The organism is Serratia sp. PL17, assembly GCF_017832355.1.
Lineage (GTDB): Bacteria > Pseudomonadota > Gammaproteobacteria > Enterobacterales > Enterobacteriaceae > Serratia.
The window spans coordinates 1,295,342-1,319,383 of sequence record NZ_JAFIBY010000001.1 but is presented as its reverse complement, the minus strand read 5'-3'; the positions used below and the strand labels follow the sequence as shown (position 1 = coordinate 1,319,383).

21 protein-coding genes are annotated in these 24,042 nt (G+C 50.5%); 12 read left to right on the top strand and 9 right to left on the bottom strand.

Translation table 11 applies throughout. The features are described 5' to 3' along the window. Window positions 1–110 precede the first annotated feature (110 nt). From JOE25_RS06445 to JOE25_RS06435, 3 genes are all read left to right on the top strand, one after another. Window positions 111–2,198: an EAL domain-containing protein gene (locus JOE25_RS06445; RefSeq protein WP_209633389.1), complete on the top strand. Its 2,088-nt coding sequence runs from the start codon at window positions 111–113 to the stop codon at window positions 2,196–2,198. A 913-nt stretch (window positions 2,199–3,111) separates the two neighbouring features. After that, a complete protein-coding gene (locus JOE25_RS06440) occupies window positions 3,112–3,744 on the top strand; it encodes an AidA/PixA family protein (protein ID WP_209633386.1) in 633 nt (210 codons plus the stop codon). A 186-nt stretch (window positions 3,745–3,930) separates the two neighbouring features. Beyond that, a complete protein-coding gene (locus tag JOE25_RS06435; protein WP_209633384.1) occupies window positions 3,931–4,857 on the top strand; it encodes an ABC transporter substrate-binding protein in 927 nt (308 codons plus the stop codon). A 39-nt stretch (window positions 4,858–4,896) separates the two neighbouring features. On the opposite strand, the gene JOE25_RS06430 is transcribed toward JOE25_RS06435, so the two are convergent. Further along, entirely contained in the window at window positions 4,897–6,696 is a 1,800-nt protein-coding gene (locus JOE25_RS06430; protein WP_209633382.1) for a sigma-54-dependent Fis family transcriptional regulator, read from the bottom strand. A 281-nt stretch (window positions 6,697–6,977) separates the two neighbouring features. Here JOE25_RS06430 and JOE25_RS06425 point away from each other — a divergent pair, with 281 nt between their 5' ends. The 3 genes from JOE25_RS06425 to JOE25_RS06415 all read left to right on the top strand — a co-directional run bounded on the left by JOE25_RS06425 (window position 6,978) and on the right by JOE25_RS06415 (window position 10,313). Next, window positions 6,978–8,498, top strand: coding sequence for an aldehyde dehydrogenase family protein (locus JOE25_RS06425; protein WP_209633380.1), 1,521 nt, complete (start codon window positions 6,978–6,980; stop codon window positions 8,496–8,498). Between the two features lie 237 nt (window positions 8,499–8,735). Beyond that, the gene (locus JOE25_RS06420) at window positions 8,736–9,335 is read left to right on the top strand and encodes a DUF2239 family protein (protein WP_209633378.1); all 600 of its coding nucleotides are present in this window, start codon (window positions 8,736–8,738) and stop codon (window positions 9,333–9,335) included. 84 nt (window positions 9,336–9,419) lie between these two features. Continuing rightward, window positions 9,420–10,313: an alpha/beta hydrolase gene (locus JOE25_RS06415; protein ID WP_209633376.1), complete on the top strand. Its 894-nt coding sequence runs from the start codon at window positions 9,420–9,422 to the stop codon at window positions 10,311–10,313. A gap of 99 nt (window positions 10,314–10,412) precedes the next feature. On the opposite strand, the gene adhP is transcribed toward JOE25_RS06415, so the two are convergent. Together adhP and JOE25_RS06405 are read right to left on the bottom strand one after the other, a co-directional pair. Further along, complete coding sequence (gene adhP, locus JOE25_RS06410; protein ID WP_209633373.1) at window positions 10,413–11,426, bottom strand: alcohol dehydrogenase AdhP; 1,014 nt, start codon at window positions 11,424–11,426, stop codon at window positions 10,413–10,415. Between the two features lie 154 nt (window positions 11,427–11,580). Next, window positions 11,581–11,787 carry a hypothetical protein gene (locus tag JOE25_RS06405; protein ID WP_209633371.1) on the bottom strand — a complete coding sequence of 69 codons (207 nt, stop codon included), beginning with the start codon at window positions 11,785–11,787 and terminating at the stop codon, window positions 11,581–11,583. A gap of 319 nt (window positions 11,788–12,106) precedes the next feature. On the opposite strand from JOE25_RS06405, the gene JOE25_RS06400 reads away from it, so the two are divergent. The 5 genes from JOE25_RS06400 to JOE25_RS06380 are packed head-to-tail and all read left to right on the top strand — an operon-like array spanning window position 12,107 to window position 17,232. Further along, the gene (locus tag JOE25_RS06400; protein ID WP_209633369.1) at window positions 12,107–13,213 is read left to right on the top strand and encodes an ABC transporter ATP-binding protein; all 1,107 of its coding nucleotides are present in this window, start codon (window positions 12,107–12,109) and stop codon (window positions 13,211–13,213) included. Window positions 13,214–13,245: 32 nt separating this feature from the next. Further along, window positions 13,246–14,532 (top strand): ABC transporter substrate-binding protein, encoded by a 1,287-nt coding sequence (locus JOE25_RS06395; RefSeq protein WP_209633367.1) that lies wholly within the window; start codon window positions 13,246–13,248, stop codon window positions 14,530–14,532. 11 nt (window positions 14,533–14,543) lie between these two features. After that, complete coding sequence (locus tag JOE25_RS06390) at window positions 14,544–15,455, top strand: sugar ABC transporter permease (RefSeq protein WP_209633365.1); 912 nt, start codon at window positions 14,544–14,546, stop codon at window positions 15,453–15,455. Then, window positions 15,452–16,294 (top strand): carbohydrate ABC transporter permease, encoded by an 843-nt coding sequence (locus tag JOE25_RS06385; protein WP_209633363.1) that lies wholly within the window; start codon window positions 15,452–15,454, stop codon window positions 16,292–16,294. Before JOE25_RS06390 ends, JOE25_RS06385 begins: the two co-directional genes overlap by 4 nt. A gap of 17 nt (window positions 16,295–16,311) precedes the next feature. Next, the gene (locus tag JOE25_RS06380) at window positions 16,312–17,232 is read left to right on the top strand and encodes a metallophosphoesterase (protein ID WP_209633361.1); all 921 of its coding nucleotides are present in this window, start codon (window positions 16,312–16,314) and stop codon (window positions 17,230–17,232) included. 44 nt (window positions 17,233–17,276) lie between these two features. Here the strand turns inward: JOE25_RS06380 and JOE25_RS06375 are convergent, their stop codons facing one another. From JOE25_RS06375 to JOE25_RS06365, 3 genes are all read right to left on the bottom strand, one after another. Next, window positions 17,277–19,049 (bottom strand): ATP-binding cassette domain-containing protein, encoded by a 1,773-nt coding sequence (locus tag JOE25_RS06375; RefSeq protein ID WP_209633359.1) that lies wholly within the window; start codon window positions 19,047–19,049, stop codon window positions 17,277–17,279. A gap of 236 nt (window positions 19,050–19,285) precedes the next feature. Beyond that, window positions 19,286–20,065, bottom strand: a complete 780-nt coding sequence (locus JOE25_RS06370; protein WP_209633357.1) for a Fic family protein — start codon at window positions 20,063–20,065, stop codon at window positions 19,286–19,288. Between the two features lie 149 nt (window positions 20,066–20,214). Continuing rightward, window positions 20,215–21,321 carry a succinylglutamate desuccinylase/aspartoacylase family protein gene (locus JOE25_RS06365; protein WP_209633355.1) on the bottom strand — a complete coding sequence of 369 codons (1,107 nt, stop codon included), beginning with the start codon at window positions 21,319–21,321 and terminating at the stop codon, window positions 20,215–20,217. 14 nt (window positions 21,322–21,335) lie between these two features. Between JOE25_RS06365 and JOE25_RS06360 the strand changes: the two genes are divergently transcribed. Then, the gene (locus tag JOE25_RS06360; protein WP_209633353.1) at window positions 21,336–21,791 is read left to right on the top strand and encodes an Lrp/AsnC family transcriptional regulator; all 456 of its coding nucleotides are present in this window, start codon (window positions 21,336–21,338) and stop codon (window positions 21,789–21,791) included. Between the two features lie 6 nt (window positions 21,792–21,797). Here JOE25_RS06360 and JOE25_RS06355 read toward each other — a convergent pair whose 3' ends face one another. From JOE25_RS06355 to JOE25_RS06345, 3 genes are read right to left on the bottom strand one after another with little or no spacing between them, the layout of a single operon-like run. Then, a complete protein-coding gene (locus JOE25_RS06355) occupies window positions 21,798–22,520 on the bottom strand; it encodes an ABC transporter permease subunit (protein ID WP_209633351.1) in 723 nt (240 codons plus the stop codon). Further along, window positions 22,520–23,212 carry an ABC transporter permease subunit gene (locus JOE25_RS06350; protein WP_209633349.1) on the bottom strand — a complete coding sequence of 231 codons (693 nt, stop codon included), beginning with the start codon at window positions 23,210–23,212 and terminating at the stop codon, window positions 22,520–22,522. Before JOE25_RS06350 ends, JOE25_RS06355 begins: the two co-directional genes overlap by 1 nt. 55 nt (window positions 23,213–23,267) lie before the next feature. Beyond that, window positions 23,268–24,041, bottom strand: a complete 774-nt coding sequence (locus JOE25_RS06345; protein WP_209633347.1) for an ABC transporter substrate-binding protein — start codon at window positions 24,039–24,041, stop codon at window positions 23,268–23,270. Window position 24,042 lies beyond the last annotated feature (1 nt).

Below are 24,042 nucleotides of genomic sequence, written 5' to 3'. Positions count from 1 at the left end.
GGCTTTTTATCGCGCAGACTAGGCTACATAACGATTTGCCGCTGACTACAATATTATAAAAATGGTTTCTTTTAGCGTAAATGTCGGGCAGCTTTTAGAGGAAATGACAGATGAATGTTTTACCCGAGCACAGCGATGAAATTCATCCTGTTGATATCGCTTATGATATCTTCAATGGTTTACCCAATCTCATTGGCGTTGGTAACGGGCTCGGCGGACATTTCAATGCATTGTGGTGTGAATATACCGGTCTTTCTTCCTTTGATCACAATGACGTCGGCTGGTTAGAAGCGCTGCACGTCGACGAATACGCCCACATTGCTCTGCTGCAGCAACACGCCATGCTCAACGCCGATTCATTCGTACAGGAAGCCAGGCTGCGCAATGACAACGGTGAGTATCGTTGGTTTTTACTGTCGTTTGGTGCAAAGCAAGATCGCGATTCTGCGCAGATGCATTGGTATCTTAGCTGCACCGATATCCATGAAAAAATGCTGAAAAAGCAATTAACGACGGAAACACTGGCAGCACAAAAGAATATGCTCGACGCCAGCGTCGACTGTATCAAGGTCATTAATAATGACGGTTCGGTACTGCATATGAACAAAGCAGGCAGCATCGCTTTGGGCCTGGATGAGAACCCACAACAATTTGGCATGCCTTGGTTGGATCTGTTGCAACCCGAAGTACGCAACCGTGGCAGAAAGGCACTGCGTAAAGTTTTAAACGGAAAAAGCGCCCGATTCGCCGGACTCAGTGCCTCACCAACTGGCGCGCTTCAGCATTGGGATAATATCCTTAGCCCCGTTTTCGGCGAAGATGAGCAGATACAAAATATATTATGCGTTTCGCGCGATGTAACCTCACAGCGAATAGCTGAGAAACGTTTGCTGATCGCCAGTGAATATGACGAATTGACCGGTTTACCCAATAGACGCTTATTCAAGCGGAAATTAAAACATGAAATGAAACAGGCCCTGAGCAAAAACACGTCTCTGGGATTGATTTTATTGGACCTCGACCACTTTAAGCTGGTTAACGATACCCTCGGGCACGCTGCAGGTGATCATCTTTTGCGCGTCTTATCGCGCCGACTAACGGCATACCTAAACAATAACTCTTTCGTCTCCCGCTTAGGGGGCGATGAATTTGCGATAGTGATTAGCGACGTCGAAAACGAACAAGATATTTTCAAGATCGCCAATACCTTTTTAATGCAGCTTGAATCACCGATCACGCATGGGGGTAAGGCACTGCATTGCGGCATGAGCATCGGCTGTGCGATCTACCCTCAAGACGCGCGTGATGCGTCGGAACTGATGAAATGCGCCGATACCGCCCTGTACGAACTCAAAGACGGTGGCCGCGGTGGCGTTTATATGTTTAATCAAAAAATGATGGATAAGGCAAAGGAGCGTGCAGCACAGCTCAATCACGCGCGCCAAATTGTCCGTAATAATCAGATCCGCCCCAGTTATCAACCCAAGGTCAGCTTGAGCAATGGCGCGATCATTGGATTTGAAGCCTTGCTGCGCTGGTATTGTCCGTTAAAGGGCATGCAGATGCCTGACACGGTCAGTGAGGCGTTTAACGATTACGAATTGGCCACCAAACTCAGTGAAACCATGCAGATGAAGGTGTTTGCCGATATGTCGGGTTGGCTGGCCTCGGGTGTCGATGTTTTGCCGGTGTCGTTAAACGCGTCCCCCATCGAGTTTTTACGTGATAACTACGCTGAAACCTTCCTGAGACGTTTGCAGATGTTCCACATTCCGCATCACCTGATCGAGCTGGAAGTCACCGAACATGCCTTCAACAAACACGGTTCGAAGTATGTGCTGCGCGCATTGCAGATGCTCAAGGAAATGGGGGTCAGAATATCGCTCGATGACTTCGGTACCGGGCACTCCTCCTTTACACATCTCATGGACTACCCTCTGGACTGCATTAAACTGGACCGCGATTTCATCCGGCGTATGAATCACGAACCGGCCATTCTGGGCATCGTGGAAAGCATGGGGATCCTGGGACAAAAATTGTCGATCGACATCATTGCAGAAGGCATTGAAACCGAGCAGCAACGCCAGACGTTATGTGACTCAGGCTATCACCTGGGTCAGGGATTTCTTTTTAGCCAGGCCGTTGAGGCACCAAAGGTACTCAATATGCTGCAACAACATGCCACTTTAAACCTGTAAACGAATAAATATAGCCCGGTCAATGATACCGGGCGGCCCCTCTCGCCGCGCAAAGATATTATTATCATTGGGCTATCACCTATCCCAATGTATATTTTAATGAAAATAAAGATCGCATATAAAAATGTGGGCAGCATAATACTTAATATCGTTGATAGTGGTATTTAATCACTCACTCTCGTTCCATTTCTTAATAATTAGCCACGACAACAAAAAAGACAACAAATCACCTCCAACCATAATACGCCAGAAAAACAACAGACTGGAGAATCCACGCATAAATAAGAACATCCAACCCTTTCCTCTCCAATCATTCAGAATTAATAAAAAACCATTAATAACAATGGAGTATGCTCGCACTACGGTTGCACTTGTCTATTGATATAAATTTTCAGGGCGTTACTTAACGAAGGTCGAAATAATTTCACGTAAAATAAGTGTTGTTTTTATTCTTTTCACTCTAATTATTTTTATGTCGAGCAAATGAATTATATTTAACTTTCGTTATTGCTGTTCCAACACGCCTACTCTATCTTTCAATAACCATCATTTTATTATCGATGGTTATTTCCTCGCATTTTATTGCGAGAGACAATTTATTATCATTAATAAACCACTGATAGAGAATGCCTTTCGGAATGACTTGTTGATTACTCTCATTTTAATCATGTGGATAATCACGCCGAAAAATACCTTTCACAGTAGTTCGTGTTCAAGTATGCGACAAAGCACGTCAGCTTCAGATCGTGATAAACGATATGTGCTGATAAATATTAACTATTTTGTAAAAGGGTGAATGCTGAAAGTTTGCGAGGCCGTCTGAGTAATGGCAATAACAGATGAACGGTAACTGCCGTCGTCAATGTCAGCACATTGGCAACCTTTCAAACGGGATGTGTTCATACAGAGATCAATGAGAACACAGATAATTTTTACTGTTGATATTAGTACCCTGCCTTCTACGGGGGGGAGCTTCGATAACCCTGTGGCGGTCGCACATCCCGTTATGCTTGTTAGCCAAAATAACGGTCCATCGACGTCCCACGATGGGGATTATCCTGTGCCGGTCTCGCAGGAAGAACAGATACAGATCTGGCTGGAAGATTTGGGTCGTCGACAAAATATCATTATTGCCCCGGTTAGGTTTATCGCACACAGCTGGAAAGACGGAGCACAAGTGAAGACTTTTGTGACAGGTGAACCGACCGATCCTGATACGCAGATTAATATACTTGGAGAAAATAAACCTCTCGATTTACCTGCGTTTATGGAAAGGCATGCGGACGCATATGGGTTTGATTATGCTGCCACACAGCCTCAGTGGGCCGACGATAATGCTCCCTTCACCTCATACTGGAAGGATGGTGGCGTGCTGGCGGGTCAGGACGGAACCCCTTCGACACCACGCATCTACAACCCCTATGTTACGTTCGATATAGCAGATTCTATTGGCCTCCTGAACTACGGGCTGGAATTCGTGGTGTATAACAGTGGTAAATCCATGGGTTACTTCTGGTTTGATCCGTACATCAACGTTGTCTCTTGAATAACCCAAAAAACCGCAACGACGGTGTTGCTGAAAAAGGAGGCCTTGGCCTCCTTTTTGTATTTAAGGACGGCACCAACGTCGCATTTCTAAAATTAGTTAGCCAATTTTGTTCGTTCACAGATTTAACGGCTTAAAGGATAGTGCATTGACCGCCCCAACAACATAATAATGCAGGTAATCATGATGATGTATAGCGCAAAACTCACCGCAGCGGCGGCACTCCTGAGCCTTTCCGCGCTGGCTAATGCCGCGCCGGGCATTGATTTGGTCGCCAACGAAACGCCCATTAATACGGCGAAAAGCCCTGAGGCTATAGCCAAAATCCCGTCCGGGTTTACATTCGTCGAACCCGGTACGTTGACCGTTGCGGTATCAATTTTGGGCAGCGGCCCGCCCTTTGGGTTATACGCACGTGACAATAAAACGGTGATTGGCAGTGAGTCGGATATCGCACGGCTGGTTGCTGATGGGCTGGGGCTGAAACTCAAACTGGTACCGACGTCTTGGGAGGATTGGCCACTGGGTGTCACCTCAGGAAAATACGATGCGGCGATTTATAACATTACCGTGACTCAGGAGCGTAAAACCAAGTTCGACTTTGCCACCTATCGCCAGGATACGCTGGGCTTTTATGTGAAGTCCGGCAGTAAAATCACCTCGATAAAATCGGCACCGGATATTGCCGGCAAAAAGATCATCGTGGATTCAGGAACCAATCAGGAAGCCGTGCTGCTGGCCTGGGATAAGGAGAACCAGGCCAAAGGGCTGCCAGCCCTGCAGCCAATTTATGTTACTGACAAGGCCGCCGCGACGCTGGCCATTCAATCTGGCCGGGCGGATGCGACCTTTGGGCCCAACGTGTCCGGCGCTTATCAGGCGAAGTTGAACGGCAAAACCACACTGGTTGGCATCGTGCCTGGCGGGTGGCCACGCAGCGCGAACATTGCGGTCACGGTAAAGAAAGGCAATGGGTTGGTTGATGCCGTGCAAGCGTCACTCAATAGTGCGATTGCCAATGGCAGCTACCTGAAAGTGCTGGATCGTTGGGCGGAAAGCGACGAGAAAATCGAACATTCTGAAATTAACCCACTGGGGTTGGGGGACAAATAGTTTCAAGACCAAGGCCCAATCTGTGGGCCTTGGTTACCCTCAGTCAGCCACACGTCCCCTGCTTTTCTCCATTTTGCGATAAAGCGTACTGCGTGATACCCCCAACCGCTTCGCCGCCTGGCTGATGTTACCGTTGGCATTTCTGATGGCGTCGAGCATGTCCTGCGGTGCCGACTGAGTCTCCGTACTGAATGAGGGGACGACGCTGAACGGTTCAGGCAGATCGTCGAGTGTAATCATGCTGCCATCATCGGTCAGTGCCAACAGCACCTTGAGCGTGCTCAACAACTGCCGCACATTCCCCGGCCACGGATAACGCGCCAGCGCCGCGACGGCATCAGGCGCCAACGTGATACCACGCTGCTCGCCCCCCAGTTCGCGCCAAAGGTTAAGAATAAAACGATCCACGTGTGCCCGTTCACGTAGCGGCAATATGCGTAAGCTGAATTCCTGGATGCGGTACAGCAAGTCTTCGCGGAAGGCCCCCGCCGCAACCTGCTGGTCCAGATCCTGATGGGTGGCGCAGATCAGTGAAAAATCCACCGCATAGGACATGTGGCTGCCGAGCGGCGTAACCGTTTTTTCCTGTAGAACACGTAATAGCCGGGTTTGTAAGCCTAATGGCATATCGCCAATTTCATCCAGGAACAATACGCCACCGTCGGCTTCTCTGATCTTGCCCAGGTATCCTTTTGAATTGGCACCGGTAAACGCCCCCGGCGCATAGCCAAATAGTTCGGATTCAATCAAGCTTTCAGGCAGTGCCGCACAGTTAATCGCCACAAAATGCCCCTGCCGACGCCGACTTTCCTCAAACAACCGTTGGCTGAAATACTCCTTGCCGCAGCCGGTTTCCCCCCGAATGCACAGCGCCAGGCCGGCATTGAGAATGCGTAACGCTTTCTGCCTGTCAGCCCCATCGCGATCAAAAGGCGGTGCCAGCGGCTTAACCCCCTGTGAATGCCTTTCCGGCATCTGCAACAAGGAGTAATAGTGGCGATTATTGATTGCCAGCGTCTGATGTGGCGCATTCATCGCCTGGCGTGACATATCCGGGAACAGTGAGGCAAAGTCTAGCGTGCCGAAAGAAGCCACCGAGAGATTAAATTCTTGCATCGCCAGCCGGTTGGCGGCGGTTAGGACGTCGTCGTGGAACACCAGTATCAGTTCGTGTGCACTGCCGAGAACACGTGCGTCACTGTGCAGGCGCAGCGTCCAATGTTGAGACGTCACGCTACTTGTCACCCACTGGTGCTCAATGTGCCTGACCGCCTGTAAAATCAGTGAGTGCGCATCATTATACGGGCGCTGCGCCGGTGTCGAGATATCCAGCACCCCGGCTATCACGCCGTTGGGGCGATAGATCGGCGCGGCGGAACAATAAAGCCCTGCATTCTGATTAAGGAAGTGTTCATCACCGTTGACTTCACACTGGCTCCCCAGCGCCAGTGCCGTACCAATGGCATTGGTGCCACGCTCCTGTTCCCCCCATAAATTGCCCGGGGCCAGAGAAATGCGTGACGCCTTATGCAGAAAGTCAGTATTCCCACAGGTTTCCAACACCAACCCGCTGGCATCAGAGACCACCACAATTGAGGGTTGCCGGTTAATTTCGTTGCCTAAACGCGCGATCAGCGGCTGTGCCAGTTGTGCAACCCAGCCGTTTTGCCCACGCACTTCATTGAGCAACGCAGGCCGAACAAAAGGCACCAGATCGTCAGCCCGGCTCAAGCCATAGTGTTGGCTACGTAGCCAGGATTCTGAGAGTCGGCTGGGGAGAGACAGATTATCACTGTCAGAGTCAAACCCGGTCTGGGTGGTCTGGTCTTTATGCAACATACCCAACTCCCGCCAAATAAAGTGTTGCATTTATGTATCACAAATGTGTCCCATGCGTTGCGACATGGGACACAAAAAATAATAGGAATGAATAATAAGACAGCGGTTTTATTGCCCAAAGCAGGTATTTTCTGTTTTTAATTAGATGATATTAAACATTTTTATATTTTATGGCTACCGAATAAGCACAAAGTGGCATAGGTAATGCTTATGGTTTCTGCGATGGCGTCATGCATCCAGGCGTCAACCCTACAGTGTCAGTTCTCATGAGAGGTGTTTACATGAAATACGTTCATCCTGGTTTACCTGGCTCGTTGGTTTCTTTCAAAAAACGCTATGGCAATTATATCGGCGGCAAATTTGTCGAACCCGTTTCAGGCAACTACTTCACCGACACCTCCCCAATGACAGGCCAAACCGTCGCCGAATTTCCGCGCTCAGATGCAAAAGATATCGAACTGGCGCTGGATGCCGCACATGCCGCGGCTGAAACCTGGGGCAAAGCCAGCGTACAGGAACGTTCCAACGTGTTACTGGCAATCGCCGATCGCATGGCGTCGCAGCTAGAATTGCTGGCGCTGACTGAAAGCTGGGATAACGGTAAGCCAATTCGCGAAACGCTTAATGCCGATATCCCCCTGGCGATTGACCATTTCCGCTATTTTGCCGGTTGCCTGCGTGCGCAAGAAGGGACTGCCGCTGAGATCGACCAAAATACCGTGGCCTACCATATTTATGAACCACTGGGCGTGGTTGGACAGATTATCCCCTGGAACTTCCCGTTACTGATGGCTGCCTGGAAACTGGCCCCTGCGCTGGCTGCCGGCAACTGCGTCGTACTCAAGCCCGCAGAACAGACCCCACTCAGCATCTGTGTTCTGCTGGAAATGATTGGCGATCTGCTGCCACCTGGGGTGCTCAACGTGGTTCAAGGCTTTGGGAAAGAAGCCGGCGAGGCACTGGCGACCAGCAAACGCATCGATAAAATCGCCTTTACCGGTTCAACGCCGGTGGGCAGGCATATTCTTGCCTGCGCGGCTGAAAACATCATCCCCAGTACCGTGGAGCTGGGCGGCAAGTCGCCTAACATCTTCTTTGAAGACATCATGCAGGCCGAACCGGAGTTTATCGACAAGGCCGTTGAAGGGCTGATCCTCGGCTTCTTTAACCAGGGTGAAGTCTGCACCTGCCCTTCACGCGCACTGATCCAGGAATCGATCTACCCGCAATTTATGGAAAAAGTGTTGGCCCGAATCACCACGATTCGTCAGGGTGACCCTTTTGATACCGACACCATGATTGGTGCACAGGCGTCTCAACAGCAGTTTGACAAGATCCTCTCTTATATTGAGATCGCCAAAAATGAAGGGGGGAAAATCATTGCCGGTGGTGAGCGCGCCAGCCATGAACAGAGGTTGCAGAGCGGTTTCTATCTTCAACCCACGCTGATAACCGGTAATAACAGCATGCGTTTCTTCCGCGAGGAGATCTTCGGGCCTGTGATTGGCGTGACGACCTTTAAAGATGAAGCCGAAGCGCTGGCGCTGGCAAACGACAGTGAGTTCGGGCTGGGTGCCGGCCTGTGGACCCGTGACGTCAACCGTGCCTATCGCATGGGGCGTGCTATTAAGGCCGGGCGCGTATGGACTAACTGTTACCATCTCTACCCTGCGCACGCTGCCTTCGGGGGGTATAAAAACTCGGGCGTCGGCCGCGAAACCCACAAAGTGGCGCTGTCGCATTATCAGCAGGTGAAAAATCTGTTGGTTAGTTACGATTCCAAACCGCTCGGGCTGTTTTAATTTGTTGTCGAATGCCCATACGTTAGTTGCTATATAGCTAGTAGACTTTGACCGTGCAAGGGGCCCAAGGCGGGGTCCCTTGCAACCTGTACTTGTGTATCTTCCCGCGTTTGGTGCCTTCAAGGGCGACCAACCTCATCGGTAACCAAACCGCGTCTAAATTTTATCCGGGTATTAATTGATATTTAATTTTACCCGGATATAATTATGCGACATTGACATTCTGACGATATCGCCATGACAACGGTAGACTCCCCCTCCTTTACTAGCTTTGACGGCTTAAAACGCATTGCCTGTGGCAACCTCGAAACCAACGTGCTGGCTGTAAAGCGGGCTATAACGTCGGGTTCCACTGAGCCGGTATTGATCTTTGATGACCGGACAGGCCGTGTCCAAGAGGTTGATATCCGTGGAACGGACGCGGAAGCGGTCGCACGGTTAACCAAAGATCATCAATCTGACTCAGTCGAAAATGCGCAATCCTCGCCTCAGCCACGTGGGCGTGGCAGGCCAAAGCTCGGCGTGATCCCACGTGAGGTCACGCTACTTCCTCGCCATTGGGATTGGTTGTCAACGCAACCGGGGGGAGCCTCTGTCGCTTTACGCAAACTGGTTGAAGAAGCCAGGCGCAACACGGTGGATCGTGATGATAAACGCAGGACGCAGGAACGTGCTTACCAGTTCATGTCGACAATGGCAGGCAACATGGCCGGCTTCGAAGAAAGTTCGCGCGCATTGTTCGCTGGTGACTCAGAGAAATTCATCCAGCTTACTGTCGAGTGGCCTTCCGACATTCGCAATTACGCATTGAGTTTGGCGGCCTTCGACGTGGTATGAAGCAATTCCACTGAACCCTAAATGACGTCTGCATCGTAAATCCTGGGTGCAGACATCCAGGATGTTTCAAATCTGGACGGGCAAATGATCACTTTCAACGTAAATGGCATCAATCTGAGTTGCGATAGCTTCGGCGATAACCATGCCGACACCGTGCTTTTACTTGCCGGTCTTGGAACACAAATGATCCGCTGGCCGGTGTTATTTTGTGAACGTCTGGTTGCAAAAGGTTATCGAGTGATTCGCTTCGACAATCGTGATGCGGGTTGCTCATCACATTTTACAGACCACCCTGCACCTGATTTCGCTGCGTTGGCGGCTTCTCACTCGGCCGGGCAACGGCCAAATGTGCCTTACACACTGTTCGACATGGCCAACGACGCAATGGGACTGCTTGATGCACTCGGGATCCCTCGCGCGCACCTCGTCGGCAGATCAATGGGGGGCATGATTGCTCAGATTGCCGCTAGTGAATATCCGCAGCGGGTTTTGTCGTTAACTTCGATCATGTCCAGCACGGGGAATCCGAATCTTCCATCAGCCTCACCAGAAGTGATGGCGATGTTGACTAAGCCAGCCCCCGATCCACGGCGAGATGAAGCCGGTTTTCTGGCACACAAACTCGCTTTTGCACGACGGATAGCAAGCCCTGGATATCCATTTGACGAAGAGTACCATCGAACCCTGATTCTGGAGGAAACCAAGCGTGCCTATGACCCATCCAGTGTAGGTCGACAGATGGGGGCGATCGTCGCTGCTGGCGATCTACGGCCGCTGTTAGCCAAGATCACCGTCCCATCATTGATTGTACATGGTGCCGACGATGCGCTAATACCTGCAGCCTGTGGGAGAGACACCGCCTCTTCAATTCAGGACTCGACGTTTATGCTTATCGATGGAATGGGGCATGATCTGCCGCCTTCGCTTTTTGAGACAGTGGTGGACGGAATTGATCGGGTTGCGCGTCCGAGTGATTGAGAACGGCGGGAGCCGGCTGCTTTTAAAGTGAGATCCTGTTTAAAATAATGCTTGCCCGCCGCGACCGACAAGCATTACCCCTTCCGTTGACTTATTGCATTAAGACGCGGAAAGATCGATAACCATACGGCCACGAATGGTGCCTGACTTCATCTCTTCGAAGATCGCGTTGATATCCCCCAGCGGTCTTTTCGTGACTTTCGGCGTCACCTTGCCTTCGGCGGCAAACTGGAAAGCCTCTTTAAGATCTTCCCGCGTTCCCACCAGCGATCCCACGACCTGAATACCATCCAGCACCAGGCGCGGAATGCTCAGATCCATACTCTCCGGCGGCAGCCCCACGGCGACCACTTTGCCCCCGGCGCGGACGGCATTCACGGCTGAGTTGAAGGCTGAACGCGCCACGGCAGTGACCACGGCGGCATGAGCACCGCCGACTTTTTGCTGAATAATCTCTTCGGCGTTTTCGGTTTTAGAGTTGATCACAAGATCTGCACCAATCTCTTTTGCGAAATCCAACTGCCCTTGGTTAACGTCAATGGCGATCACTTTGGCGTTAAACACATTTTTGGCGTACTGCAATGCCAGGTTACCCAAACCGCCCAAACCGTAAATTGCGATCCACTGCCCAGGTTTGATGTCGGAAATCTTCACCGCTTTATAGGTGGTGACCCCAGCACAGGTAATGCTGCTGGCGGCAAAGGAGTCCAGGCCATCAGGTACCTTGACGGCGTAATCTGCCACTACGATGCATTCCTCTGCCATGCCGCCATCGACGCTGTAACCGGCATTTTTGACCGAACGACACAGGGTTTCGTTGCCATTGACGCAATATTCACAGTGGCCACAGCCCTGGTAGAACCAGGCAACGCTGGCTCGGTCCCCCACTTTTAACGAGGTCACGCCTTCGCCCACCGAGGTGACAACACCAACCCCTTCATGGCCTAAGGTGATGCCGGGTACCTCACCGAAATCCCCATCTTTGACATGAAGATCGGTATGACACACCCCACAACACTCCATCTTGAGTGCCGCTTCGCCGTGTTTCAGTGGGCGAAGCTGTTTTTCCTGAATATCTACACTGTGGTTTTTGGTGACTACGGCAGCTTTCATAGGACATATCCTCTCAGGTTACGTTGAAAGTACAGTTGTTAATGTAGTTACTGTCATTGCTGAGGGCAAGGTACGGGCTGTTTGTTTAAAAACAGAGGGTTAAATAATGCGGGTAGCAAACGCGATAAACGGGGTTCTTAAGCGAAATTAAAGATTAACGCTTGGTTTTCGTGATCTTTGTCGCCTTGGCTGGGTTACCGGCCACAAACTCCAGCGTCGGTGAATAGTAGAAAGGCAGCCAGGCATGAAAACTGCTTTCCCACTCCCACTTAACCGGGCAAGGCCACAGAATATCTTCATGCAGAATATAGTAAACCCACCGTCCGTGCGGGCGGCGTGGTTTGGCTGTGCGCTTAGTCACTGACGGCTCAGGCTCAGCGTGATTATCGATGATATTCACCCTCCCGTAGTGACATGGCCATGTTACCCCCCCTGGTCAGCATACACCCGACTGAAACGCCCATCGCAATGGAACAAAAATAGCCGTTCATCATGTTAAATTCTCTTTGTCATCAGGGGCTACGGAGTCTCCCTGTTAAATTTAACATGGACGGCGGCGGGCAAGCCATCTTTCCTGCCTGGGGGGTTGCACCGGGCGACATACAACTGTCATTAATTATTCATACCAGATAAATACGCGGCAGCTAGGGTGGGTTGAACACGCCACGTTAAGAAGCGCCATGAGCTATTTATCACTTAATAACATCAAGAAAACCTGGGGCGACAAAACCGCGCTGGATAACATCAGTTTTGACGTACAGGAAGGTGATTTTGTTGCCCTGCTGGGACCTTCCGGCTGCGGAAAATCTACCCTGCTGCGTACACTGGCCGGGTTAGAGAACGCGGACAGCGGCATCATTCAGATCCAGCAACGTGACGTGACGGCCCTGCCGCCGTCACAACGTAAACTGTCAATGGTTTTCCAGTCTTATGCGTTATTCCCGCACCTCAGCGTGCGTGAGAATCTGCTGTTTGGCCTGCGGGCTCGGGGCGAAGACAAGCAGCACTTTGCCGCTCGATTGGCAGAGATCAGTAAGCTGATGGAGTTGGAGCCGCTGCTGGATCGCCTGCCGGCTCAGCTTTCCGGTGGGCAGCAACAGCGTGTGGCATTAGGCCGTGCGGTGATAGCTCAAAACAAACTGTGTCTGATGGACGAACCCTTATCCAACCTGGATGCCAAGCTGCGTCAGAGCATGCGCCGAGAAATTCGTGCGCTGCAGCGCAAGCTGGGTTTGACCATGCTGTATGTCACCCATGATCAAACTGAAGCCATGAGCATGGCGGACAAAATCATTCTGCTGAACGATGGTCGCATTGAGCAGCACGACACGCCGGACAATTTATATAACAACCCAGCCAGCATTTTCGCCGCACAGTTTATTGGCGCGCCACCGATGAACATCGTCCCATTAACACGCAAAGGCAGCGGATACCATATTGGTAACGCCCCACTGCCCGTGGTGTTCAGCAACCAGGAGGACGCGTTAAGTTTAGGCATCCGCGCCGAAGATATTCGTCTCTGCGCACCTGGCAACGGCAACCTCACCTGCCAGATCCTCAGTGCTGAATATATGGGCGCCGATACGCTCGCCGTTTGCCATCTGCCTGCGGTTCAGGGGCAAATCACGGTGAAAATACCCGGTATGCAGCATTTTACTGAGGGCAGCCTGGTTGGCCTGCAATGGGCAGAGGCGGCGCAGTATCTATTTTCAACCCACAGTGGTGAGCGTTGCCACCAGATGGAACACGCCTTTCAGCCCGTGACACACCAATACGCAATTCAATAATCAAAAGCACCATTTTATTTCAGGGGAAAACCATGTCCGTCTCTATCCGTTTATCCACATTAAGCGCTGCCGTGCTGTTATTGGCTGGCGTTTCTGTTTCTGCTCTGGCGGCAGATGCCGTGAAGCTGCAAATGTACTACCCGATCGCCGTCGGCGGAAAAATTAGCCATACCGTTGAAGGGCTAGTGGCTGATTTCGAGAAGCTGCACCCCGATATCAGTATTCAACCCGTGTATACCGGTGACTACGCCACCACGGTCACCAAGGCACTGACCGCTTTCCGCGGCGGCAATGCTCCGCAAATCGCCGTGATTGGCGATATTGAAGCCTATTCATTGATCGACGCAGGTGCCATTTTACCGGTCAGTGATTTGGCAAATGATGAAGCGGGCAAAGCCTGGATCGACGGTTTCTACCCGGCGTTTATTCGCAAAATTCAGGGTAAGGTTTGGAGCATTCCCTTCCAACGCTCCACCGTGGTGTTGTATTGGAATAAACAGGCATTTCAGCAAGCGGGGCTCAATGGTGATACCCCGCCAGCCAACTGGCAACAGGTGGTTGATTTCGGTCAGAAACTGGTCGTCCGCAACGGCAACGACGTTAAGCAATGGGGGATTGAAATCCCGTCGACCCCGATTGGTTACTGGACCTTCCAGGGGATTGCCGCCACCAATGGCAGCCATTTGGATAACGGCAAGGGAACGGCCGTGACCTTCAATACCCCGGCTAACGTTGAAGCACTGACCTGGTTGACCGATTTGGCACAGAAATATCAAGTATCGCCAAAGGGAGCCATTACCTGGAGCACCACCCCGCAGGACTTTATCGACGGCAAAACCGCGATGATGGTTACCACGACCGGCAACCTGACCACCGTACGTGAAAATGCCAAGTTCCCATTTGGGGTCGCCATGCTGCCAGAGAAAACGCAGCGCGGTAGCCCAACCGGCGGCGGCAACCTGTACCTGTTCAAAGGGACTAGCCCGGCACAACAAAAAGCCGCAGTGACCTTTATGCGCTGGCTTTCTGCGCCAGAACAAGCTGCCCGCTGGAGCATCGCCACGGGCTATGTCGCCACCTCACCGGCCGCCTGGGAAACTGCGACCATGAAAGACTATGCCGTCAAGGTCCCGCAAGCGACCGTCGCGCGTGAGCAGTTGAAGTATTCACAACCGGAGCTATCAACCTATAACAGCGTGCAAATTCAGGAATTACTGAACCGCGCCGTAGAGGCCGCTGTGACGCAAGGCAAAACCCCGGCGCAGGCGTTAGACAGCGCGCAAAAACAGGCTGACCGCCTGTTGAAACGTTACCAATAACCGGGGCCGGCATGACCATATCGCACTCTGCTTTGCCCGCCGCACGCCATAAGCGTTTCTCTTTACAGCTTTATGGCTATTTGTTGGTACTGCCGGCATTGGTTTTCCTGATTACTTTTACCCACTACCCGGCGCTGGCTACGGTGTGGGAAAGTGTATTCAGCGCAGCACACAATAACCAACCGGCCCAATTCGTTGGGCTGGAAAACTACCGTGCATTGCTGGACGACGAGACCTTCATCCTGGCCTTACGCAATAACCTGTTGTATGCGGCAATCACCATTCCGCTGGCCGTTGGGTTAGCACTACTGATGGCCTTGGCGGTAAATCGGCGCATGCGCGGCACCGCACTTGCCCGTGCCGCCTTCTTTATTCCATCGCTGCTGCCGATGGTCGCCATCGCCAATCTGTGGTTGTTTTTCTATACACCGCAGGTGGGATTATTGAATCAATTGTTGGCGCTGTTTTCATTGCCGGCGGTGAACTGGCTGGGCGATCCGGACTCTGCGCTGTATTGCCTGATGGCCGTGTCGGTGTGGCGTGAAGCCGGTTTCTTCATGATTTTTTATCTGGCCGCGCTACAGCAGATTGATCCCAAACTGGCTGAGGCCGCCGAGATTGAAGGTGCTTCCCGCCGCTACTTCTTTAGACGGATCCAGTGGCCACTGCTGATGCCCACCACGCTGTTTATCCTGATCAACGCCTCAATGAATGCTTTCCGCATTGTCGATCAAGTGATCGCCATGACCAACGGAGGGCCGGACAACAGCACCAGCCTGCTGCTGTTCTACATCTACCGTACGGCGTTCAGCTATTGGGATCTGCCGTATGCCTCCGCAATGACCGTCGTGCTACTGGTCATTTTGGCCTCTATTGCGTTGGTTAAATTCAATTTGCTGGATAAGCGAGCCCACTATCAATGAGCCTTTCCCTCACTGCCGCGCCGGCACAAACCGGCTCATTACGCCGTATTGGCTGGAATTTACTGACCTGGGGGGCTGCCCTGCTGTGGGTCTTCCCGATCCTGGTCGCGACCTGGGTGGCAATTCATCCCGCAGCCGATCAAGGCGGGTTTTCACTTTTTGCCCCATTGACCACCCAAAACTTTATCAATGCCTGGCATGCTGCCCCGTTTGGACGCTATTTCCTCAACACCGTTTCGCTGGTACTGCTGATTGTTTTCTTCCAACTGATACTGGCCACCATGGCAGCCTATGCGCTGGTACGGTTCCGGCTCAAAGGTGCGGGCATCCTGTTCGCCCTGGTGCTCTTGCAGTTGATGATCAGCCCCGATGTACTGATCCTGAATAACTACCAGACCATTGGCGCCTTGGGGCTGCGCGATACCCTTTTGGGGATTGCCCTGCCTTATTTTGCCTCAGCATTCGCCATTTTCCTGTTGCGACAAACGTTTAAAAGCATCCCGCTGGTGCTGGAAGAAGCGGCCATTGTCGAGGGTGCCAGCCGGTTTTACATCTTGCGCCGTATTTATATTCCGCTGGCAAAACCGGTATATGTCGCGTTTGCCTTGGTCTCAATCAGCTTTCACTGGAATGATTTCCTCTGGCCGCTGGTCATTACCGACTCGGTCAATGTACGGCCGCTGACCGTGGGGCTACAGCTGTTTTCAGCACCGGAGCAAGGCGTGCAATGGGCGTTGATCGGTGCCGCAACGTTGATGACCTCTGTGCCGTTATTAGTGCTGTTTTTAGTGTTTCAACGTCAGTTTGTTCAATCCTTTATGCGCGCCGGCATTCGCTAGCGCTGAGCAGGTAACCCATGACTACACACCTCACCGCAGCACAGTCACTGGCCCTGGGTCAGGTCAGTTCGCTTTACCAACCCCCCCAGTTTTCCTGCGACCCCGTAGCACCTGGCACCCTGCGCTTTGGGCTCATCGCCGATCCGCAATATGCCAACGCCGATCCCAACCTGGAATATAACCGCTACTACCGTAACAGCCTGCGTAAACTGACCCAGGCTATTGCTCAGCTTAATGACTTGCCCTTGGCCTTTGTCGCGACGTTGGGAGATTTAGTCGATGATAACTGGGGCAGTTATGCTGAACTGCTGCCGGTATACCAGCAGTTACGTCATCCGCATGCGGTGGTTATGGGTAACCATGATGCTGATGTGATTTCCCGCCATCTGGCAGCGCAATCCCCTGTACTGGCACTGCCCAAGCACTATTACCAGTTCAGCCTGAAAGGCTATCGCTTTATCGTGATTGACGGTAACGACCTCAGCCTGTATTGCAATCAAGCCAACGGCGATGAACACGCGCAGGCACAGCGCCTACTGGCCCGCATCCGTGCCGAGCATCAGCCGCAAGCGCAAAGCTGGAACGGCGCAGTGGGTGATGAACAACTGCGCTGGCTGGCGTGCAGTCTGGCGGATGCACAAAGCAAAGGGGAAACCGTTGTGGTGTTTGGGCACTACCCCTTAGCGCCGGCCAATGAACATAATCTGTGGAACTGCGATGCGTTGGTGGATCTGCTGTGCCGCTATCAGGTACGTGCATACTTTGCCGGTCATTATCATTTGGGTGATTATGTACGGGTGGAAAATACCGACTTTATCACCCTAAAAGGCATGGTCGATGGCGACAATTTACTCCCCTTCGCCGTAGTAGAACTGGCAGAAGAGACGCTTTCGGTCACGGGTTATGGCCCGGAAATTAGTCGGGTGCTGACTCGATAGAATTCCTACTGCTAATTAGCAATTAGGGGGTTAGGGAACTGGGGTCACTCTACCCCAGTAACTTCTTGCGCTTCCTTTAACGCCTCTTGCCGTAGGATCGATTGTATATAAGCATTTCTATTTTTTAACGAAGTAAAGTCACCTCGATCAATAATACGACCGTTTTCCATTACGATGATTTCATCCGAGAAGTTAAAGGTAGAGCTGCGGTGACTTATGTTAAGTATCATTGCCTCTGGATAACAAAGCTTAATGTTTTTTATCACTACCCTCTCATTGATAACATCAAGAGCCGATGTTATTTCATCAAGGATAATGACACAGGGATTCCGAAGAAATAACCGGGCCAGCGACAACCTTTGGCGCTGGCCGCCAGAAAGCGTCATGCCGTCATCTCCAATATTCATATCCAGTAGTTCCTGCGAATTGTCAACGGCAAGATCATCAAGCCTGGCTAATTTAAGCGCCGTTTTCAATTGCTCATCAGTTGCTTCCGGGCAAGCGATTCTTAAGTTAAACCTTAGTGTGTCCATAAAAATATAATCATTCTGCGACAGGTGAAAAATCGTATTGGCTCGTTGACTTTGTGATAGATTATTAATATTTATTTCGTCTAATAAAACCTCACCAGTCTCGGATTTCAGATCGCCAGCTAAAAGTTTAGCAATCGTGCTTTTTCCTGACCCACTGCTACCTGTTAGCGTGATGAAATATCCTTTTTTAATTTCCATATTGAAGTCGTTAATAATAGGGTTTGACATTCCTTCATAATTAAAGCCAAGGCCTTTCATTTTAACGCACTCAATAGGACCAATCAGGCCTGAACGACTGTCCTGTGCTGCAGTCACATCAGATAATGAACTAATGAATACACAAAGTGATGTTGTCGATTTTTGTAGTGCCGTAAACATTGATCCAATACTTTCCAAAGGAGATGACAATAAGAATATATAAGATGAAATCATCACAAAATGTCCAATACTTATGTTGCCGTGACTTACCTGGTATAGTGAATAGAAAAATGACATTCCAAAGAAAACAATATTGCAAACTGATTCAACAATAAGAAACCTCATATCAGCTTTAAGTAAACCCTCATGTTTTTTTTCGATTTTATTAAGGAGTTTTTCATAACGGCCAAAAAGATATTCATAGGAGTTAGATACTTTTGCAGCCCCCATATTCTTAACACTATCTGTAATTAAACTGTATTTTTTTACTGATGTATTGTAAAAGTCATTATATAACCCTACGATTTCAGGGTTGAAGGCATTTTTAATAAAAAAATACAAAATGAAGTACAAGGTAAAAAGCAAGGCGACAACATAATCACCAGAGATGATAATGAATACTACACTAAAAGTTAATTGTAATAATGGAGGGATGAAATTATGAGATATATTCCTTAACAAAACCGTCAGCTCATCTATTGCCTGATTCAGTCTTTGAGTGATATCCCCAGTATTTTCACTTTTTTTTATGGCATCCTCTCTATAGAAAAGGCTTTTGAAATAATGATTGGTCATGCTGATTACAAGGTTGTTTCTCAAAGACGTTATTAATATGAAATTCAACGCAGAAGCAAGTTTTCTGAGACTCATTATGACAATGTAGCTAAATGCAAGCAGGTAGACAACAGCCTGAAAATTCGTAAGCCTGGTATCAATTACACCGATCAATCGCGCCATGATAACGGGTTGTATGGAAATCAGAATGGTAGATAAAAATGAAATGACGATAATCACAAAGAACTTGGTCTTAGCTGACATTCCTGAAGTATTTTTAAAGTACCTGAGTATAAGCCAAAACTTGTTCATCTAGATTCCTTATATTATTCAATATTAAGACATAACGGGGGCCCCCGTTATGTCTTAAATGTTAGATCTTGACAAACCGTTTAAAACCTAGAGTCGGGTCTATTTTATCGACCTGAGTATCAGTCATGGTCGTCGTTTTAATCAGTAAAAGATCTTTTTCAGTTAACATACAATCCCCTTTAAAAAATTAAAATGATCTGTATAGTATGTAATCATATAATCACATACTAGAAACATCACTTTAAATGCTTTAAGTGAACAACCTCGATGCACTTACAATAAAACACAATAATCGAATCCCACTCCGAAAATAAAAATGCCTCGCGCAAACTTATGACATACCCACTCCTTGCGACATGACATAATTCTGTCAGCGGAATATAATTAATTTCTCCTCTATCTAAAATCAGATTGAATAACATTCTAGACACACGACCATTTCCATCATGGAGTGGATGTATGTTCATCAAGAAAGCCGCTGCAATAATTGCACAAAACAAAGTGTTTTCTTTGTAATTGTCTGAGATAAATGTTCTCAACTTGCTCAGCTCAGAAGGTAGGCATTGAAAGTCCAGGAACTCTGTATAACTGCCATCTTTTTCAGGAACAGTCCTTACATTGATCTCACGAATTCTATTACTTCGATTGAACTCAGTCCCAGCCAAACAAATAAAATCACAAAAACTTTTATCATCATTTAAAATACTAGAAAAGTTAACACTTAAAAAATTAAAAGCTTTAAAGTCATTGTCGCTACTTTTATTTTCGTTGGCGAACATTATATCATCCACATACGGACTGAGACGGTGTTTCAAAATAGATACACTTCCATTTTCAATGGAAACTTCAACATTCCTGATAAATTGATGATAATTGCAATCTGAAGAAATTCCATTTTGTAAAGTAGATATGCTGCGATTTAGAATGGTAAGTGTATCCCCTGTTATGTCCTCATCCTTAGGAAGCCCCAATGGCAGTAGCTTGATCACGTTCCCTTGCAACATATAGTTTTCCATAAACGTCTTTCCTTAGCGTAGCCCCCTAAAATCTGTTTAAATTTTTTAATCTATTCACATGACTCTCAAGTTTCATATTTATTAATTTTTTTTAACAATCATGCCCAAATTTGCCCTGGCCGCTGCAGTTTGCCAAAGTGAAATCCTCGTCAAGACGCCAGCCCACCGCCACCCTGGTATGGCGTCTTTCCGGCAATCTTCATCACTTCTGCTCCCAGGGTGACAAAAGGTGCTTGCCGGCAGGCATAGATAAGTCCGCCTGCTTTGGCGCGTACCGCTTTTACCGTATCGGTGATCGGGTCAACAATTTCAGCCACGGCTTCATCTGCCTCTACCCACTCCCCCGGCTGGCGCAGCAGCAACAGAATACCGCTGGCGGGCGCTGTGACAATCTCCCCGGCGGCGAAGGGTAACATTGTCACGTCTCGCTGCGGTATTACGGGGGATTCACCGGTAACGGCACCCCGGTGTTGCAAATAACGATAGAGACGTTCAGCGTCGGTGCTGGCCAGCTCGTGGCTAATATCCCGTTGCCCACGCAGCTCCAGCGTGACCGCCATACAGCCGGGTGCCAGGTCTTTCAGCGCAGCATGCTGCGCCGCCAGTCGGTGCCAAGGCAGGCCGCAAGCCTCGTCAAAGGATCCGCCACCGCTGTCTTGTGAAAGCAGCACTGCGCCGATATCCATAAAGCACGCCAATACTTCTGCCTGTTCACGCCAGGCTGGATCGGCATACATATGCAAGATTGCACGATCATCACAGTGCAGATCCAGAACCACATCCGCATCGCAGGCGAGCAGAAGCAATTGGCGACGTAATGCCGTGACTTCGCTGGTGTCCTGCAGCGCCTGTAACGCGTCACACATTGCGGCACGCACCTGCAGAGGTAAGGGCTTTCCGAGACTGAAGTCCTGGTTTTTTAACAGCAGTGCCAAGTCGGGAAAATCTCGGTTGAAGTTGCGGCCGCTAACCAGATCGAAGCGCCCCACGCCGCCATTGAGCAGCACCTGAGCCAATCCGGGCGGGTTGGCAACCGGAACAATGATTATTTCACTTTGCAGTTCCCCACGCCGTTCCGCCTGGCTGAGTAATCTTTTAAGATAATGCAACACCAGCATGCCGGGCAGTTCATCGGCATGTAAACCGGCCTGCAGGTAGATCTTTTCCCCTTTACCCGGCTGGCCGAAATGAAAACTGGTAATTTGGCGCTGCCCACCCAGCGCATGTTCAGGTAACTTATGATGTTTACTTTTCATTGGACGCCCTCTCTGTGGAAAAAAAAGCCCGGCTTGATCGCATCGACAAAAAGATCCTTGAAATACTGTGCCGGGATGGCCGCATTTCCTATCAAAAGCTGTCCGAGCAGGTCAATCTGACCGCTCGCCCTTGTCTGGAACGGGTACGTGGGTTGGAGCGCGACGGCATTATTCGTGGCTATAGCGCCATTATTGAATTGCCTGAGCCGGAACATGCGTTTGTCATTCAGGCGCAGATCGCACTGGCCGACCATGGGCATTCCCAACCGGCGTTTGAGCAGGAGATGCGCAATACGCCGGAAGTGCTGGACTGCTGGCTGGTCAGCGGCAATTTTGATTTTCTGGTGCGGGTCGGTTGCCGCAGTATGGAAAACTACCGGCTGTTGGCCGATGCTTGGCTGACCAGCAAAAAATTCCGGGTGGATAAAATTGTGACGTTAACCGAATTGCAGTCCATCAAACGTTCCTGAGCCGGATTAATCGCGGCGAATAAACGCCAGCCAGCGCCGTTCTGCCCGTGAAAACAGGAAGATCAGCAGGAAGGTACACAGCAGGTACAGCGCCGCTGCCATCAGGAACGGAACAAAAGGTGAATAGGTTGCGGCATAAAGGGCGCGCGCCACACCCGTGATATCCAACAGCGTAACGGTACTGGCCAGCGACGTGGCATGCAGTAAGAAGACCATCTCGTTGTTCAGTGCAGGAATGCCACGCCGCAGCGTCGCAGGCAGGACAAGCCTGCGAATGATCTGCCACTGGCTCATGCCATAGGCTTCGCCGGCAATCCACTCCTGGCGCGGGAAAGTTTCCATCATACCGGCCAACAACTGTGCGACGTAGGCACTGGTATTGAGCACCAGCGCCAGCGTGGCGCAGAACGTCGCGTCACGAAACAGCAGCCAGAATGGCTGATCGTTCTGCCACCCCAACTGCACCACATCAAACTGCGACAGGCCGTAATAAATCAGCATCAACTGTAGATAAAGCGGCGTACTGCGAAAAAAGTAAGTGATGCTGCGGATGAGCCAAGCCACCGGCCGCGGGCCATAAACTTGGCCAATCGCCATTAGCATCGCCAACAATAAACCGGGTACAACCGACAGCAAGAATAACTTGGCGGTCATTGCCAGCCCGGTCACATCAGAGCCATCACTCCATAAAAAGCTCGGCACCGCTTCCAGCATGTTTTGCAGGTTCATCAGCGTGCTCCTGCCGAATTCGACGACGCCAGCGCATAACGCCGCGACAGCAGGCTAAAGCCCCAACTGGTGATCGCGGTGATCACCATATAAATCAGTGCCACCAGGAAATAGAACAGGAAAGGTTTTTGCGTTGCGCGCCCCGCTTGCTCCGCCAACCACACCATGTCCTCCAGCCCGAGGATCGACACCAGCGCTGAGGCCTTCATCAACCCAAGCCAGTTATTATTAATGCCGGGAATGGCGAAACTCAGCATCTGCGGTAACAGCACGCGCCGGAACACCTGGCCGGGGCTCATGCCGTAGGCCATCGCCGCCTCAAGTTGGCCGCGCTCCACGGTGAGAAATGCGCCGCGGAAGGTTTCGGTATAGTAAGCGCCAAACACGAAGCCTATCGCCAGTACCCCGGAGATAAAGGTGTTGAAATGCAGGGGGCCCAGCCCCAGCAAACCAAGCGCGCCGTTAACCAGCATCTCACCGCCAAAGAACAGCAGCAGCATGATCACCAGTTCAGGAATGCCACGCACCAGGGTGGTATAACCCGTTGAAACCCAACGCAGCCAGCGCGGACCGAACAGTTTGATCACCGCATTAATCAGCCCAAGCGCCAAGGCAACGGCCAACGAAACCAGCATCACGCACAGCGACAGCGCCGCGCCCTGTATCAGCAATGGCAAATACTCTACGACCATTCCCGGCCTCCCCAATTTAACTGAATGCCGGGTCAGCCGGCGTTAGCGAGCCGGTTTAGTCACCGTAAATATCGAAGCTGAAATATTTTTTCTGGATGGCCTCATAAGTGCCGTCGGCGCGAATGGCTTTTATTGCACCGTTAAGCGCATCTCGCAAAGCGGGGTTGTCTTTACCCACTGCGATACCCACGTCGGAGGAAATACTGCTGTCGTTGATCACCGGACCGGCGAAGGCAAACTTCTGTCCGCGAGGCGTATCGATAAAGCTGCTGGCAGCCTGAGTGTTATCCTGTAACGACGCATTAATACGGCCGGACATGAGATCCAGATAGACATTATCCTGATTGGCATAGGAAACAATCTTCACGCCCTTCCCGCCCCAGTGCTGTTTCGCATAGGCCTCATGGATTGAACCTGTCTGGACGCCGACAGTTTTCCCTTTCAGGCTTGCGACCTCTGGCAGTAAATTACTGCCCTTGCGTGCCACTAACTGGGCGGAACTGCGGTAATAGCGATCGGTGAAGTCCACTTCCTTTTTACGCTCATCGGTAATGGTCAGCGAAGCAATAATCGCATCGAACTTATGCGCATTGAGCGCAGCGATCATGCTCTCAAAAGGTTGTTTGACGAACACGCATTTGGCATGCAGTTGGGTACACAATGCATTGGCAATATCAATATCGAAACCGGTGATCTCCCCATTGGGTGCAAGCACATCAAAGGGCGGATAACCGCCATCAACGCCAAAACTGATGGTGTCAAAGGCCTGGGCCGCCGCTGGGCCACCCAGTGCCAGGCTGGTCAATAAAACGGCTAATGTTTTTTTCATG

Coding starts and splice junctions, on each gene's coding strand:
- JOE25_RS06345 (WP_209633347.1), bottom strand. CDS start 24,041: ATGAAAAAAACATTAGCCGTTTTATTGACCAGCCTGGCACTGGGTGGC.
- JOE25_RS06395 (WP_209633367.1), top strand. CDS start 13,246: ATGTCCGTCTCTATCCGTTTATCCACATTAAGCGCTGCCGTGCTGTTA.
- JOE25_RS06375 (WP_209633359.1), bottom strand. CDS start 19,049: ATGAACAAGTTTTGGCTTATACTCAGGTACTTTAAAAATACTTCAGGA.
- JOE25_RS06415 (WP_209633376.1), top strand. CDS start 9,420: ATGATCACTTTCAACGTAAATGGCATCAATCTGAGTTGCGATAGCTTC.
- JOE25_RS06390 (WP_209633365.1), top strand. CDS start 14,544: ATGACCATATCGCACTCTGCTTTGCCCGCCGCACGCCATAAGCGTTTC.
- JOE25_RS06435 (WP_209633384.1), top strand. CDS start 3,931: ATGATGTATAGCGCAAAACTCACCGCAGCGGCGGCACTCCTGAGCCTT.
- JOE25_RS06425 (WP_209633380.1), top strand. CDS start 6,978: ATGAAATACGTTCATCCTGGTTTACCTGGCTCGTTGGTTTCTTTCAAA.
- JOE25_RS06385 (WP_209633363.1), top strand. CDS start 15,452: ATGAGCCTTTCCCTCACTGCCGCGCCGGCACAAACCGGCTCATTACGC.
- JOE25_RS06350 (WP_209633349.1), bottom strand. CDS start 23,212: ATGGTCGTAGAGTATTTGCCATTGCTGATACAGGGCGCGGCGCTGTCG.
- JOE25_RS06445 (WP_209633389.1), top strand. CDS start 111: ATGAATGTTTTACCCGAGCACAGCGATGAAATTCATCCTGTTGATATC.
- JOE25_RS06420 (WP_209633378.1), top strand. CDS start 8,736: ATGACAACGGTAGACTCCCCCTCCTTTACTAGCTTTGACGGCTTAAAA.
- JOE25_RS06355 (WP_209633351.1), bottom strand. CDS start 22,520: ATGAACCTGCAAAACATGCTGGAAGCGGTGCCGAGCTTTTTATGGAGT.
- JOE25_RS06365 (WP_209633355.1), bottom strand. CDS start 21,321: ATGAAAAGTAAACATCATAAGTTACCTGAACATGCGCTGGGTGGGCAG.
- JOE25_RS06400 (WP_209633369.1), top strand. CDS start 12,107: ATGAGCTATTTATCACTTAATAACATCAAGAAAACCTGGGGCGACAAA.
- JOE25_RS06440 (WP_209633386.1), top strand. CDS start 3,112: ATGAGAACACAGATAATTTTTACTGTTGATATTAGTACCCTGCCTTCT.
- adhP (WP_209633373.1), bottom strand. CDS start 11,426: ATGAAAGCTGCCGTAGTCACCAAAAACCACAGTGTAGATATTCAGGAA.
- JOE25_RS06370 (WP_209633357.1), bottom strand. CDS start 20,065: ATGGAAAACTATATGTTGCAAGGGAACGTGATCAAGCTACTGCCATTG.
- JOE25_RS06380 (WP_209633361.1), top strand. CDS start 16,312: ATGACTACACACCTCACCGCAGCACAGTCACTGGCCCTGGGTCAGGTC.
- JOE25_RS06430 (WP_209633382.1), bottom strand. CDS start 6,696: ATGTTGCATAAAGACCAGACCACCCAGACCGGGTTTGACTCTGACAGT.